The sequence below is a fragment of the Paraburkholderia sp. Clong3 genome (assembly GCF_050436485.1).
GTDB classification, from domain to species: domain Bacteria; phylum Pseudomonadota; class Gammaproteobacteria; order Burkholderiales; family Burkholderiaceae; genus Paraburkholderia; species Paraburkholderia tuberum.
The window spans coordinates 1,215,095-1,228,207 of record NZ_JBNDMH010000003.1; the positions used below are offsets into that span (position 1 = coordinate 1,215,095).

The window sequence follows — 13,113 nt, forward strand, 5'->3', positions numbered from 1 at the left end:
GTGCGTGCAGGGCGCTTGCGCGAGTTTATGCCATATGCCGCTTGTCGATGTTGCGGTGCCGATGTCAAACTCGGGCGGTCTTCATCGGACGCAACGCCATGTCGCACGATTCCGCCATCACCTTCCGATTTGCCGCTTTGCACGATGCTGAAACGATTCGTGCCATCGAATTCGAAGCGGGCCAGCGTTTCGTCAGCGTCGGCATGACCGGGATTGCCGACGCGCCGCCCATGGCGCGCGAGGTCGTCGAGCGCAAGATCAAAGCGCGCGAGATCATCGTCGCGCTCGACCAGCAGACGATCTGCGCGGGCTTCGTGATGTTCGAGCCGCAGCCGACGCGCATCTACGTTCAGGAACTCGATGTGCTGAGCTCGCACGCGGGCAGGCGCATCGGCGCGGCATTGATCGAAGAGGTCGCGCGAATCGCGCGCGCGCGACAATTGACACAGCTGGTGCTGTCGACGTATCGCGACGTGCCGTGGAATGCGCCGTATTACCGGCGGCTCGGGTTTCGCGATCTCGACACGTCGGAGCTCGACGCGGCGTTGCTCGCTCGGCGCGACGCGCATATCGCGCGCGGACTCGATGAATCGAAACGGGTGTTTATGCGGCGCGAGCTTGTCTAGCGCACAAAAAGCGGCGGGCGTGACTGGAATTCAGTCACGCCCGCCGCTTTGTCATTTCATACAGCGGACATCAGCCCGCTGTCGCTACCGTTTACACCGTTTCGAGCGCCGGATAATCGGTGTAGCCGACTTCGCCGCGCGCATAGTACGTCGCCGGGACCGGCTTGTTCAGCGGCGCATCTTCAGCGAAGCGGCGCACCAGATCCGGATTCGCGATGAACAGCTGACCCCAGGCCACCGCATCCGCTTCACCGGAGTCGAGCACCTGCTGCGCGCTTTCCCTGGTGAACTTCTCGTTCGCGATATACGGGCCGCCGAACGCTTCCTTCAACTGCGGGCCGAGGCGGTCGTCGCCGAGCGCTTCACGTGCCGCGATAAACGCGATCTTGCGCTTGCCGAGTTCGCGCGCGACATAGCCGAACGTTGCGGCCGGATCGGAATCGCCCATCGTGTGCGCGTCGCGGCGCGGCGCGAGATGCACGCCGACGCGGTTTGCGCCCCACACGCTGATGCACGCGTCGGTGACTTCGAGCAGCAGACGCGCGCGGTTTTCGATCGGGCCGCCGTAGGCATCGGTACGCTTGTTGGTGCTGTCCTGCAGGAACTGGTCGAGCAGATAGCCGTTCGCGCCGTGCACTTCGACGCCATCGAAGCCCGCGGCCTTGGCGTTTTCCGCGCCCTTGCGGAACGCTTCGACGACACCGGCGATTTCATCGAGTTCGAGCGCGCGCGGCGTCACGAACGGACGCTCGGGACGCACGAGGCTCACGTGACCACCCGCCGCGATCGCGCTCGGCGCGACCGGCAGCTCGCCGTTCAGGAACACCGGATCCGAAATACGGCCGACGTGCCACAGTTGCAGGAAGATCTTGCCGCCCACCTCGTGCACGGCCCGCGTGACGAGCTTCCAGCCTTCGACCTGCTCCTGCGACCAGATGCCCGGCGTCTCGGCGTAGCCGACGCCTTGCGGCGTGACCGATGTCGCTTCGCTGAGGATCAGACCGGCGCTCGCGCGCTCGGCGTAGTAGCGCGCCATCAACGCGTTCGGCACGCGGATTTCCTCGGCGCGCTGACGCGTGAGCGGCGCCATGATGATGCGGTTCGGCAGCGTGATATCGCCAATTTGCAGCGGATCGAAAAGAGTCGGCATAAGAGTTCACCTTTGGCGGCGGGCAAGGCCCGAGCCTCAAAAAACTGCGTGAAAAAAGAAGCGCGGCGATGCGAATGCGGCGCTCAGAGCTTCGCGTTCATGTATTCGAGGAACGCCTGAATGACGGGCTCGTTGCGTTTGAAAAACACCCATTGACCAACCCGTTTCGACGTGACGAGCCCCGCGCGCTGCAACGCGGCCAGGTGCGCCGACACGGTGGACTGCGACAGGCCACAGCGCGAGTCGATCTTGCCCGCGCACACGCCGTGGTCGAGCGGCAACTCCTGATCGGCAAAATGCGCGTACGGCTCACGCAGCCAGCCGAGAATCTCCCGGCGGACCGGGTTGGCCAGCGCTTTGTGGATCGCGTCGAAATCGGGCGTCATGTGGATGGTTTTCAGGTGATTCGGCAACCGGCACGCCGCATGGCGTGCGCGACATGCATCGCTACAGAACGAATCATATATCGGAACTTAACGATATGGGTGAAAACACTACTGGGGATGGGGCGATAGGCATCGACATACAAAAAAGTCCGCACTTTCGTTGCGGCGCTCTAAACGCACAAAAAAGAGCGCACCCGGCGTCTCATATAGTGGAATTGTCGCTCATGTATTTGTTTTAATTTGCAATCTTTCTTTTTGTTCCGCCACTTCGGAAGGGCCCGAAAGGCTGGAAAAAACGGCATGCCGCTCCGCTTTATTTTCGGATCACTAAGTATATGTCTGCACCCGCCGCGTCCAATAACGATTTGCCGGGAATTTTCATTCTGCTTTCGATTTCGGTCTGCGATCTTGGCGACGGGCGAACGTGGCGTTTTAGGGGCATCTTGGCGGCGCTCCAACGTTTCCGCCATCTTCGGCATGATCAGGACTGTTCGTCCGTCGTGTTAGTGATGCGGATCAACAAGGGAGGGGTCGCTCATCGGCGCAGCGGTCGTTGAGCATCGCCCTGCGGCAACCCACCCCCGGATGTCCGCTTTCACGGTGCGACGATTTCTGCGGCGAGCCACCACAGGCACTCGACCCGGTCCGTAGGGAATATTCCGGTGCCGAGGATTTGCGTTCCAGCCGTTCGAATCGCCCCGCAATCCATTTGCCGTCGCGCAGAACTTCAAACGGTCGCCCAGTAGCACGAGAAGTACCTAGTCACGGTACGCGGGAGATGACGAAAACAGCTCTTGAACCTTCATGGTCTTAGCCTTCGTTCCATGCGCACCACTAACGACGCCTGCTTCGGCCAGGCCAAGGCAGCTCGCCGGTAAGTTCGCTCAGGCCGTCGTCCTCGACGGTTCGAACGCCAAACCGCGTCGTCTCGATTTCGGGTAGGTCTTCTTCCTCGAACCATAGCAGCGCGACGGTCGTGTCCGTCCTCGCGTAGTGGCGAGCTAGCTCCCACAGGTCGAGTCCCTTGTCCCAGTTCTCGAACCAGATGTCTTGCGCTACCTCGCCGGTGTCTGCCTGGCTCGCCCCGCTCTGACGCAAACGGTGCGCCACCGAGCCAGGCGGGATAGGCGACTTTGGCGCAATCCAGGCGCCGACCTTGCGTAGGATCGTGGAGCGAGCGGCATAGCGTATGGCTCCGCGCTCCATGGTCACGTATGCACAAGGGATGTCCGCAAGGTTCGCGTAGCGAGACGCCGCAGCCGGGAACGAAGTACGGAATTGGCCAGCCATGTACTCGAGCACGTCCAGCGAGGGCTCAGTCTTGGGCACCAGCGCCTTCCACTGCATGTAGGGCATCAGCAATTCCGCTGCGAAGATATCGCACATCACCTCGTTGATGTGACGCTTCGCGTATGACCATGAGGGAACTTCCTCGTGGCTAGAATGCAGCCTCAACTCGATGTGGGCAATTTCGTGGCAGATGGTGAAGCGTTGCCGTTCCTCCGGCTCCAACGAGTTCACTGTGATGACGTGTTTGCCATTGGGCTTCGTGACAGTGTAGCCAGACTCACCTTCGCCGAGCTCCTCCTTGACGATCTTCGCGTTGGCGGCATTCACGTAGACCGACAGGTCGTCGCGCACGTCCTTGATCTCCAGGCCGGAGATGAAGGCACGGGCGCGCTGCTGAACCTGGGATTCGTCCATAAGGTTACTCGTCGTCTTCTTCGAATGCGCGTTTGATGCGGGCGATGAGCGTCGCGGGGTCTGGGCGAGCATTGCCACGATGGCGAACGCCTGCGGCCGCGGCAAAGATGTCCACTCCGATGTCCGGCTGGCTCAGCACGTAACCCACCAAATCCGGATCGATATCAGGATGGTCGACCAGCCATTTCACCATCTCAGCGTCGCGCTCGGCAGGCTTAAGCACCTTGAGCAGCTTGCCGATCAGTTCTTGGGATGGGCTGGTTTTCTCGCCGGTCTCCAGACGATGGACGTATGCGTGATCGACGGATGAGAGCTGGGCCATCTCTCGAAGTGAGAGCGTTCGTCGCTCTCGAAGCGTGCGAAGCGCAATGCCTAAGCCAGTTTGTGCCACTGAAATCTCCTGAATGAGCGAGCGCGGCAGGCGCCTGGCAGAGCCCCGTGCTGCCGCCGCGGTCTGCGGTCCTTGCCCAACAGCATAGCGGGTTGCCGGGAGCTGTGCACCTCTTTCTAACGATAGCGCGCGTCGTGCTATACTGTTGTCCAGCCAGACAACGGATACGCTAAATACCCTTTTGAATTGGGTATAACCGCCAGCTGGCATGATTAGACCGCGTTGTTTGCATAGAACAACAGACTGTGCCATAGCGCGGCCCTAGATGCAACAATCTGCCAGTAGGACCTTGTATGACGACACAGCAACAGTTTCTTGACTTCCTCAGCGAAATCGAGCCGTCAGCCTCGACGGTAAGCGCGTGCTCCAGCGCACACAACGCGCTGCGCGAAGCACTGCGCACCGACGAAAACTTCTCAATGCTGCACGTTGAGACGTTCCTGTCTGGCTCCTATAGGCGCGACACGGCAATCCGCCCCCAAAAGATTGACGGGGTGCTCCAGCGCCCGGACGTCGACATCATCGTGGTGACCAACCACACCCATGGGGACGACCCGCACGACGTCCTGGATGCCCTGCATCAGGCGCTTGTCGACGCCGGCTACCAAAACCTGAAAGTCAACCGGCGCTCCATTGCGGTAACCCTGGCTGGCGTCGACATGGATGTCGTCGCGGTCATCGAGGACGGAGAAGGCTACCTCATCCCTGACATCGAGCTCAAGAAGTGGCTCACGACGAACCCAGCCGCCCACACGCAGTGGACCGTCGACGTCAACCGCGACACGGGTAGCCGGTTAAAGCCGCTCGTGAAGATCGTAAAGTGGTGGCGCCGATGTCACCTGTCGGCCCTGCGGCGGCCCAAAGGCTTCATCCTTGAGTGCCTGGTCGCCAAGCACATGAGCTACTCGCAGCTGAACTACGAGACGCTGTTCGTCGAGGTGCTCGAGGCCATCCGCGACGCCCACAGCGTCCACGTTCTGCTCGACCAAGTGCCGTTCGTGGAGGACCCGGGCGTGCCTGGTAACAACGTGTTCTCCAACGTCACGTTCGACGAGTTCAAGACCTTCTATGACAAGGTGAAGGAGCACGCGGCCCTGGCGCGCAAGGCCAAGAACGAGACCGACGACGATGTAGCCCTGAAGCGGTGGCGTGCGATCTTCGGGCCGCGCTTCCCGGCTGCTGCAGGTGCTACCAAGTTCACGGCATCGTCGCTGCTGCGCCCCGCGGTCGGCGCGGGCCTCACCTTCCCCGCCACGCCAGTGCTGCCCAACAAGCACGAGGGGTTCGCCTAATGAGCTTGCTAGTTGAGCAGCCCCAGCGCATGGCGCAGGAAAAGCGCCTGCTTGACACCTTTGCGCACGAAGTAGCGTGGTTTCGCATGCAGGGGTGGAGCGCCACCGCAGGCGGCGAGCTGGAGTTGCGCTTTACGCTGGCGCTGCTGCACGGCACCTTCGACGGTGTGCTGGTCTATCCGCGGTACTTTCCGGATGTCCCAGCGTTTATCCGCCCCCAACGCCCGAGTGAGTCCTGGAGCGGGCATCAGTACCTTGGCAGCGGCGTGCTGTGTCTGGAGCGCGGCCCCGACAACTGGGACCCGAGCGTCACCGGGGTCGAGCTCGTACGAAGCGCGAATAAGCTGCTGTGGAGCGAGGTACTGCGTGTCGTCTTGCCCGGGACCCTGTCAGCCCCGTCGCGCCATCACCTTACGAATGGGCAAGCCCTGCGCGGCGAAAGCCGCCGGTTCCTGGTGACGCCACAGTTCGTCGAACGGCTGGCAACCGCCTCGCACGGGCCGGCGTGGCCTATGAAGACCGCGACGACCAAGCTGGGCGAATGCGAGTTGACCTTCGCAACCGAGGTGGGCGATGACTCGCCGCAGCGCCTGACCGGCGTGCCAGAACTGCCGGGGATCAATACCGGCAGCGGCTGGGCTATCTCGATGCCGAAGACACCCGGCTCCAAGGTCAGTACGCTGGACGATCTGGCGAGCCTAGTCGGCGATGGGTGGCCGATGGTCGGCGAGGCGGGCAACAAGACCGTCATCGTGTGCGACACCCAACGCCACGTCCGCGCCTTTTTCGTGCCGTCGGGCGAGACCGTCTCGGTCACCGAACTGGCCGTCATCGACGCCGGGGCAAGCGAGCAGGCCCGCCTGCCCCCGGCGTACGCCGAATTGAGCACACTGAAAGTGGCGGTGGTCGGCCTCGGGTCACTGGGCAGCAAGATCGCCGTCTCGCTGGCGCGGTCAGGCGTGCGCGCGTTTGCGCTCCTTGACACCGACGCGCTGCTGCCGCAGAACCTCGTGCGCAACGACCTCGACTGGCGGGGCGTGGGCTTCGCAAAGGTTGAAGTAACTGCCGAGCGCATTCGGCTTGTTGCACCGGAGGCCAACGTGTTACCGGTGCCCTTTGAAGTTGCTGGCCAGGAAAATCCCCTCGCCGCCGCTAGGCTGGCGGAAATCATCGGCAGTAGCGATCTGGTCATCGACGCGACCGCCAACTCGGACGCATTCTTGACGCTTGCCGCCGTGTGCAAGCGGGCGCAAGTGCCGCTGGTCTGGGGTGAAGTCTTTGCCGGTGGCTTTGGGGCACTGATGGCACGCAGCAGGCCGGGCCGGGATGCTGACCCACTAGGCGTTCGCACCCACGTCTTTGGGGTCATGGAAACCATGGAGCCCGTGCCGTATGCCGAAACCAACCGCTACGCGCTAAGCATTCGTGACAAGGTCCTCGTTGCCGGCGATGCAGAGGTGAGCTACCTCGCCGCCGCCATGACCGCCTTCGCCCTGGATGCGGTCTGCAGCGGTGGCGAGTCCGAATACCCGGTCGCGGCCTACCTGCTCGGGTTCAAGAAATTCTGAGAGTTCAAGCAGCCGTTCGACACCGTCCCTATCCAGTGCCCAGGCGCCACAGTTGCGGCTGCTGCACCGCCTTTGTCCGATGACGAGGCCGCCGCCCTTGGCGACCTCTTGAACGCCGTAAAAGGGAGCGCGAGTGTTACGGGTGACGATTCCGCCTGAGGTGCAGGCGCCGCTCATCGCTGCCCTCCGGCGCGCCGGAGTTCGGGAGTGCGGCGGCGTGCTGCTGGGCGAGCACGTCGGCACGAACGACTTCGCCGTGCGCAGCCTGACGGTGCACCAGCCTGGCGCTGTCGCTGCATTCGTTCGCGGCATGGGTGGGATGGTCAAGGCCATCAAGACGTACTGCCGTTCGAAGGGCAACGACTTCACGCGCTTCAACTACCTTGGCGAGTGGCACTCGCATCCGCTTTTCAGCGTGCAGCCTAGCGCCAAAGACCACACCACCATGCGCGAGCTCGCGACTGACCGTCGCGTCGGGGCGAACTTCGTAGTGTTGCTCGTGTTTCGGCTTCACTGCCAGCAACTTGAAGGCAGTGCGCATACTTACCTGCCTGATGGCAGCGTCCACCTGTCAAAACTCGACCTGGAGGGTATTGAATGAAAGCAAGTCTGCTGGCAAACGAGTCCACTGGCGGCGCCATCGCACGGGAAGGGTTCGGCTATCAGGACGCCTTCGTCCTGCAGCATCTTCCACGCTGGCTCGCGCAGGGCGCCTTCAGTCACGTCGTAAGCGAGGCGGTGGGTGACATCGAGGTATGCTACTTCGGCACGGACGGTGCCACCGTGCGCATCTTCTTTGAAGCCAAGGGCTACGCGTTGTCCTGGAGCGCTTTCTGGGACGAAATACGGCAGTTCGAGAAGGTCCACGAGACATCGCCGGCGGAGTTTCCGCGCTTCGTCCTAGTGTGCCGCAATTTCAACGGCAAGATAGCGCCCCTGGTCGCCATGGCTTCGCGTCTGCGCGGTGTGGGCGCTTCATACGATGCCGATTCGCCGATGTTGGCTCAGACCCGTGATGAAATCATCCAGTGGATTATGGACAGGAAGCAGCCGCGGGGGCTGGCGCAGTTCGTGGTCGATCGGGTGGACTTCGTCACCTACGCTGACGAGAACGCGCATGCTGCATTCCCCAGCGAGATCGACCGCTACTTGCCGAACGTCAACCTGCGTGCCAAGGACGCAGCCGCCTTCCGGGAGCACTGCGGTCGCCTGGTGACGCGCTCAGCGCGTGGGCCAGTGATGCGCGCGGAGATTGAGGCTGCTTTACTCGAAGTGCTGGCCGCCGACGCGGCGCTCTGGGCAAAAACACCGACCCTATTGAGCCTCAGTGACGTTGTGTCGGAGCACGAACTTTGCCTTGTCGTCGAGCCGTTCAACGGGCCTGCCCGCGAGGCGTTGAAGGTGAACGACTGGCAACGCCTTTCCGCTCGCGCAGCGGCCATCGGCGAGTTCATCAAGCGCAGCCGCTCACGCTCCGCCATCGCACTTTCAAGCAAACAAAGGATGTCGCTGGCTTGTTTGCTGGGCTACTCGTTCGCCGCCACCCGAGGTTTCATCCTCGACATCGAGCACAACGGCGCGCGCTTCCGCACTGACGAGCATGCGCAGGCACTTGGCCCGTTCTTCACTGCTGATTCGACCCGAGGCGACGACGGTGTCAAGGAGGGCGTGGTAAGTATCGCGTTCCCAACGCGGGCTGTTGCGGACGTCGCAAGAGCGACAGCGGAGAACCTCGCTCGGGCGCCGCGTCTGGATCTCACCAGTGCCAATGCGATTGACGGTCCGCTGATGCTAAATAGGGCTGTGGCGGAGGCCAAGTCTGCCTTGATCGACTTCCGCTCCAATCACCGGCTGGACGTCATCCATCTCTTTATCAAGGCGCCGTCGCACTTCGCGATGATGCTGGGGCATCGCCTCAACGCGATCGGCCGCATCCAGCTCTACGACTGGGTCGACAGTTCGTACGTCGCGACCTGCTTGTTGGCACCCTGAGGAATCGGTAGCCCTGGAGCAACGCATCCAGCGTCCGCTCCTTGGCCGATAGCGCCTGGTCGCTTTGCTCGGGAGCAGTCATTCCGCAATGACTGCTCCCGAGAGAGCGTGAATGGCGGGTATGGCCGAAGAACGATCAAGAGCGGAAGTAGGGAAGTCGATCAGCGATGAGCCTTGATCGAACTGGCAATCAAGACGTATTTCCGTTATTTCCGCGACGGGTTAATCGTCGTGCGGAAAACTCCCCTCGACAAACTCCCTGAGCTGCGAAATATCGGTCCGCGCATAGGCCGCCGTCGTCTGCACCGACGCGTGGCCCAGCAGCGCCTGCGCGACCGGCAGCGGCACGCGGTGGTCGACCACGAGTGTACGGGCATAGCCATGGCGCAGCCAGTGCGTGGAGGCCGCCTCCAGTGCCGCGCGCATCGCGCTGTCCCCCATCGGCACGCGCGTAGCGGCCAGCGCAAACACGGCCCGCGCCTCGTCATAAAGCCCACTCACGCCGAGCGCGCGACCTCGCTCGCTGTGGATCAGCGGTAATCGTTCGCCTGGCGGCGGCTCCGCGGGCAGCCCCCGCAAACGCCGGTACGTGCGCAGGGCCGGCAGGCAGGCCGACGGCAGGGGAATTGCGCGCTCCTTGCCGCCCTTGCCTGTGACGTGCAGCGTCCACTGCCGGGCCTCGTCGACATCGATCCGGGGCAGCGCCAGATCTTCATGCCACACCAGTTCCGCGAGCCGCATCCCGGCGAAGCGGTACAGCGTCCAGATGGCGAGGCGTCGGGCCCAGACCGTGGGCGATACGTCCGCTGGCGCGTCGCCGCCCGCGACCGCGTCGCAGTGGGCGAGCGCGGCGGCCGGCAGGAACCGCACCGGGGTCCACGTCATGCGTGCGCGGCGTCCGGCGGCCAGTCCTTCGGCTGGATTGACGGTGAGGTAGCCCGTGCGGTGCCACCAGGCGAACAGGCTCGAGACCGCGGCGAGCGCACGGGAGACGGTGGCCGGGGCAGCACGCCGGACGTTCCCGGCTGCATCGGCCTGCGGCGCCTGCACGGCATCGCGGTAGGCCATCAGGTCCTGCCGTGTCAGGTCGGAAAACGGTCCCAGCCGTTCGCGTGTGCACCAGGCCGCGAGCCGCCGCAACTCCGTCACGTAGGCACGCAGCGTATGAGGCGAGTGCGAAGCCCGCTCGCGCAGAAAAAGCCGCACTGCCTGCGTATCATCGGCGACCCCGAGGGTGTTGGTTAGCGCCACCGGATTGGCAAAGCGGCCCGCGCGGGCGACCCACGTCGCCCCGACGCCGGCAGGCAGCAGCGCCGCGTCCGGCGTGATGACGGTGGAACCCCGCGCGCTGTGTGCCGCCGCGTCAGTCGCGGCCCGACGGAAGCGCCGCCGGTGCTGCCGCAGGACGCGTTCGAGCACGGTAGTCGCGGAGGGCGCCGCGGCTTCAGGAACGACGCGCAGGCGCCCGCGCTCCCAGTACTCGATCGCGGTGTCGTGCTCGAGCAGCAGCGCGAACACGGCGGGGTGCTCGCGCTTCGCGTCGGCCAGCGACGGGCAGCCCCTCTTGAGTGCGGTGAGGGTCCAGCGGAGGTATAGCGGGTGGCCGAGTGCGTGCGCGAGGTACTCGAGCGCGGCCTCGACGGAACCGGGCAGACGCTGTGGGGGACGGCAGCCCGCATCGTGCCAGTCGGAGGGATTCATCGCGCTCTCCTTGACGACGTGCTGGCGGCCGCCGGTGTCGTTCGGGTCGCGCCGCGCGCTGGCCGCCGGCCGCCGGCAGCTTGCTTCTTTGCCGTCGCGGTGCCGACGAGCGCCAGCGTCTGCCGCTGCTGCTCCACCACGGTGGCGAGTGCGGCCGCCTCCGCCGCGGCGTGCTGCCGCGAATTTCGCTCCTCCGCCAGTTCGGTGAGCAGCCGGTCGCGCAGCGACTCGAAGGCCGCGAGGCGCTCCGCCGCGCGAGCGAGTTCCGTTTCGAGGCGCGCGCGTTCGGTCTGGAAGGTTTCGCGCTGGTGCGCCGTTTCCCGCAGCAACTGCTTCGAGAGGCCGTCATAGCGTGCCCGTTCGGCCGCCAGTCCGCTGGCATGCCGACGGGCGGACTCGGCCGTCGCTGTCTCAGCGTTCTTCAGCTGCGTCTGCAGCTGTCCCAGGGTGTTCTCGACAACAGCGGCACGTTTCTCGGCCGCCTCGAACGCGGCGCGGGCGACGGCCAGTTCCGCGTCGCGCGCACTGAGCTGGCTGCGCACGTCAGTGAGTTCGACCCGCAGCAGTTCGACCTTCAGCCCGGCGTTGCGCTGCGCCTCGGTGGCGGTTTCCACTATCGCTTCGGTCTCGCGGCGCAGCTGGACAATGCCCTCGAGTTGCGTCGCGACTGCGGCTTCCCACAGGGCACGCATCTGCGCAGCGATCGCCGGCGGCACGTCCGGCACGGCGAAGCCGGCGAGGCCTGCGTGGACGAGTTCGGCCTCGATGGCGTTCAGGTGCCGCGACAGCGTGGCGGGGTCACCAGCGCCCAGGCGCGCGCGCAGCTTGCGGACCGACACGATCCGGCGGAAACGGGCGTCGGACGCGGGGGCGGTCTCGCCCGCCTCCGCGAGCATGGCGAGGACGGTGGTACGGATCGCATCGGGGGTGACGGCGGCGGGGCGGGACATGGGGATCTCCGGCAGCGGAGTCCAGCGCGAGGTGGGAAGGTCGGAAAAAGCCGGCCGCGCGAAGCGCAGGGCGGAATTTCCACATTAGATTACGCACAGGCCTGACGCAAGAAAACCGCATTTGTCGCGGTTAAAAACATCCTCGCCGCGATAAACGCCCTTATCGTGGCCAGCCCGCGCGGTCACCTGTGCAGGCAAGCGGGGGGCCCTGCGGGCTGCGGCAACACGGCTGAGCGTCGCAACCATGCGCCCTCAAAGCCATCGAGATAGGATGGGACGGTTTTTATCGCTCGATCCGGCGCGACGTTTATTGCGAAAACTTGACGTCGATGCTCACTGCCATGTTTGATGTGAGGCAATGGAATGCACGCGTGCGCCGTGCCATTAAATTCAATGGCGCTAAGCAGCTATCGCCATTGAAATGACGCGGCCCTGATAATGAGCAAGAACTTTCAGGCGCGGCTGCGGCGCCTGCCGCCGACGCGGGAAACATCGTGCTCCGACGTCGCGCACTGGCGATGCCCCGTGTCGCGACGGACCGGTCGGGCTGCCGGCGGCATTGCGCAAACGCGCGCCGATGGGGTAGGGTGGCGCGATCAACTACCACAACGAGGAATGACTCATGAACAAGCAGGAACTGGTCGACGCCGTCGCTGCAGCGACGGGTGACAGCAAGACGGCAACAGCGGAAATGATCGACGCCTTCATCGGCACCGTGACCGCGGCGATCACCAAAGGCGATACCGTCCAGATGATCGGCTTCGGCTCGTTTTCGACCGGTGCCCGCGCCGCGCGCGTGGGCCGCAACCCCGCTACCGGCGCCGAAATCCAGATCCCCGCCGCGAACACCGTGAAGTTCACGGCCGGCAAGGCGTTCAAGGATGCGGTGAACGGCGCCTGACAGCAGGATCACGTTGCCCGCGTCGCCGGAGGCGGCAATGCCAGAGGGCTTGCCGTCTGCACAAAGGCTGTTGTTGCTACCGGCGACTATCGTTGAGACGGGCAACGCGCGGCCAGCGGCCTAGACCGGTCGCAGTCGACCTGGTAGCATGAGCGGCGAAAATGCCATGGCGCACCGGGACGCTGCTGCGCTACCAGGCGTGCATCGTGCGGGTTGTCGCCGAAGCGCGGATTCAGCGCGCCATGATCGAATCGCTCGACACCACAGGCCGGACCTTCGTCAGCACCGTCAAATGGGACAGCCTGCGCGAGCTTGGCGCGCAGCTATTCTGATTTCAGACGTCTCTGCTGGAAAGTCTGACCTTGTCTTTCAAATTCCTGCGCGGTTGGACCTGAACGCTCCAGTTTCAACGCGAAGACCACGGTCGCGGGCCTGACGGTGATTCACACATC

The 13,113-nt window shown here is 64.0% G+C and carries 13 protein-coding genes; 7 read left to right on the plus strand and 6 right to left on the minus strand.

Going from position 1 to position 13,113, the window contains the following annotated elements; all coding sequences use genetic code 11:
- Positions 1–98 precede the first annotated feature (98 nt).
- The gene (locus OKW30_RS28935) at positions 99–626 is read left to right on the plus strand and encodes a GNAT family N-acetyltransferase (protein ID WP_184071445.1); all 528 of its coding nucleotides are present in this window, start codon (positions 99–101) and stop codon (positions 624–626) included.
- Between the two features lie 91 nt (positions 627–717).
- On the opposite strand, the gene OKW30_RS28940 is transcribed toward OKW30_RS28935, so the two are convergent.
- The 4 genes from OKW30_RS28940 to OKW30_RS28955 all read right to left on the minus strand — a co-directional run bounded on the left by OKW30_RS28940 (position 718) and on the right by OKW30_RS28955 (position 4,257).
- Positions 718–1,776 (minus strand): alkene reductase, encoded by a 1,059-nt coding sequence (locus OKW30_RS28940; protein ID WP_184071443.1) that lies wholly within the window; start codon positions 1,774–1,776, stop codon positions 718–720.
- Between the two features lie 83 nt (positions 1,777–1,859).
- Entirely contained in the window at positions 1,860–2,162 is a 303-nt protein-coding gene (locus OKW30_RS28945) for an ArsR/SmtB family transcription factor (protein WP_184036555.1), read from the minus strand.
- Between the two features lie 834 nt (positions 2,163–2,996).
- A complete protein-coding gene (locus OKW30_RS28950) occupies positions 2,997–3,866 on the minus strand; it encodes an ImmA/IrrE family metallo-endopeptidase (RefSeq protein WP_429348288.1) in 870 nt (289 codons plus the stop codon).
- A gap of 4 nt (positions 3,867–3,870) precedes the next feature.
- A complete protein-coding gene (locus tag OKW30_RS28955; protein WP_429348289.1) occupies positions 3,871–4,257 on the minus strand; it encodes a helix-turn-helix domain-containing protein in 387 nt (128 codons plus the stop codon).
- A 293-nt stretch (positions 4,258–4,550) separates the two neighbouring features.
- Between OKW30_RS28955 and OKW30_RS28960 the strand changes: the two genes are divergently transcribed.
- From OKW30_RS28960 to OKW30_RS28975, 4 genes are all read left to right on the plus strand, one after another.
- Positions 4,551–5,549, plus strand: coding sequence for an SMODS domain-containing nucleotidyltransferase (locus OKW30_RS28960; protein WP_429348290.1), 999 nt, complete (start codon positions 4,551–4,553; stop codon positions 5,547–5,549).
- A gap of 29 nt (positions 5,550–5,578) precedes the next feature.
- Positions 5,579–7,117, plus strand: coding sequence for a ThiF family adenylyltransferase (locus OKW30_RS28965; RefSeq protein ID WP_429348291.1), 1,539 nt, complete (start codon positions 5,579–5,581; stop codon positions 7,115–7,117).
- 142 nt (positions 7,118–7,259) lie between these two features.
- Positions 7,260–7,718 (plus strand): Mov34/MPN/PAD-1 family protein, encoded by a 459-nt coding sequence (locus tag OKW30_RS28970; protein ID WP_429348292.1) that lies wholly within the window; start codon positions 7,260–7,262, stop codon positions 7,716–7,718.
- Positions 7,715–9,109, plus strand: coding sequence for a dsDNA nuclease domain-containing protein (locus tag OKW30_RS28975; protein ID WP_429348293.1), 1,395 nt, complete (start codon positions 7,715–7,717; stop codon positions 9,107–9,109). The genes OKW30_RS28970 and OKW30_RS28975 overlap by 4 nt, the downstream gene beginning before the upstream one ends.
- A gap of 222 nt (positions 9,110–9,331) precedes the next feature.
- Here OKW30_RS28975 and OKW30_RS28980 read toward each other — a convergent pair whose 3' ends face one another.
- Together OKW30_RS28980 and OKW30_RS28985 are read right to left on the minus strand one after the other, a co-directional pair.
- Positions 9,332–10,810, minus strand: coding sequence for a tyrosine-type recombinase/integrase (locus OKW30_RS28980; protein WP_429348294.1), 1,479 nt, complete (start codon positions 10,808–10,810; stop codon positions 9,332–9,334).
- Positions 10,807–11,760, minus strand: coding sequence for a DNA-binding protein (locus OKW30_RS28985; protein WP_429348295.1), 954 nt, complete (start codon positions 11,758–11,760; stop codon positions 10,807–10,809). Before OKW30_RS28985 ends, OKW30_RS28980 begins: the two co-directional genes overlap by 4 nt.
- A 622-nt stretch (positions 11,761–12,382) precedes the next feature.
- On the opposite strand from OKW30_RS28985, the gene OKW30_RS28990 reads away from it, so the two are divergent.
- Positions 12,383–12,661, plus strand: coding sequence for an HU family DNA-binding protein (locus OKW30_RS28990; protein ID WP_429348296.1), 279 nt, complete (start codon positions 12,383–12,385; stop codon positions 12,659–12,661).
- Positions 12,662–12,822: 161 nt separating this feature from the next.
- The gene (locus tag OKW30_RS28995; protein WP_429348297.1) at positions 12,823–12,993 is read left to right on the plus strand and encodes a hypothetical protein; all 171 of its coding nucleotides are present in this window, start codon (positions 12,823–12,825) and stop codon (positions 12,991–12,993) included.
- Positions 12,994–13,113 lie beyond the last annotated feature (120 nt).

Bases quoted from the DNA above. Each gene is read 5' to 3' on its own strand.
- OKW30_RS28935 (WP_184071445.1), top strand. From the start codon at position 99: ATGTCGCACGATTCCGCCATCACCTTCCGATTTGCCGCTTTGCACGAT.
- OKW30_RS28940 (WP_184071443.1), bottom strand. From the start codon at position 1,776: ATGCCGACTCTTTTCGATCCGCTGCAAATTGGCGATATCACGCTGCCG.
- OKW30_RS28945 (WP_184036555.1), bottom strand. From the start codon at position 2,162: ATGACGCCCGATTTCGACGCGATCCACAAAGCGCTGGCCAACCCGGTC.
- OKW30_RS28950 (WP_429348288.1), bottom strand. From the start codon at position 3,866: ATGGACGAATCCCAGGTTCAGCAGCGCGCCCGTGCCTTCATCTCCGGC.
- OKW30_RS28960 (WP_429348290.1), top strand. From the start codon at position 4,551: ATGACGACACAGCAACAGTTTCTTGACTTCCTCAGCGAAATCGAGCCG.
- OKW30_RS28965 (WP_429348291.1), top strand. From the start codon at position 5,579: ATGGCGCAGGAAAAGCGCCTGCTTGACACCTTTGCGCACGAAGTAGCG.
- OKW30_RS28975 (WP_429348293.1), top strand. From the start codon at position 7,715: ATGAAAGCAAGTCTGCTGGCAAACGAGTCCACTGGCGGCGCCATCGCA.
- OKW30_RS28980 (WP_429348294.1), bottom strand. From the start codon at position 10,810: ATGAATCCCTCCGACTGGCACGATGCGGGCTGCCGTCCCCCACAGCGT.
- OKW30_RS28985 (WP_429348295.1), bottom strand. From the start codon at position 11,760: ATGTCCCGCCCCGCCGCCGTCACCCCCGATGCGATCCGTACCACCGTC.
- OKW30_RS28990 (WP_429348296.1), top strand. From the start codon at position 12,383: ATGAACAAGCAGGAACTGGTCGACGCCGTCGCTGCAGCGACGGGTGAC.
- OKW30_RS28995 (WP_429348297.1), top strand. From the start codon at position 12,823: ATGCCATGGCGCACCGGGACGCTGCTGCGCTACCAGGCGTGCATCGTG.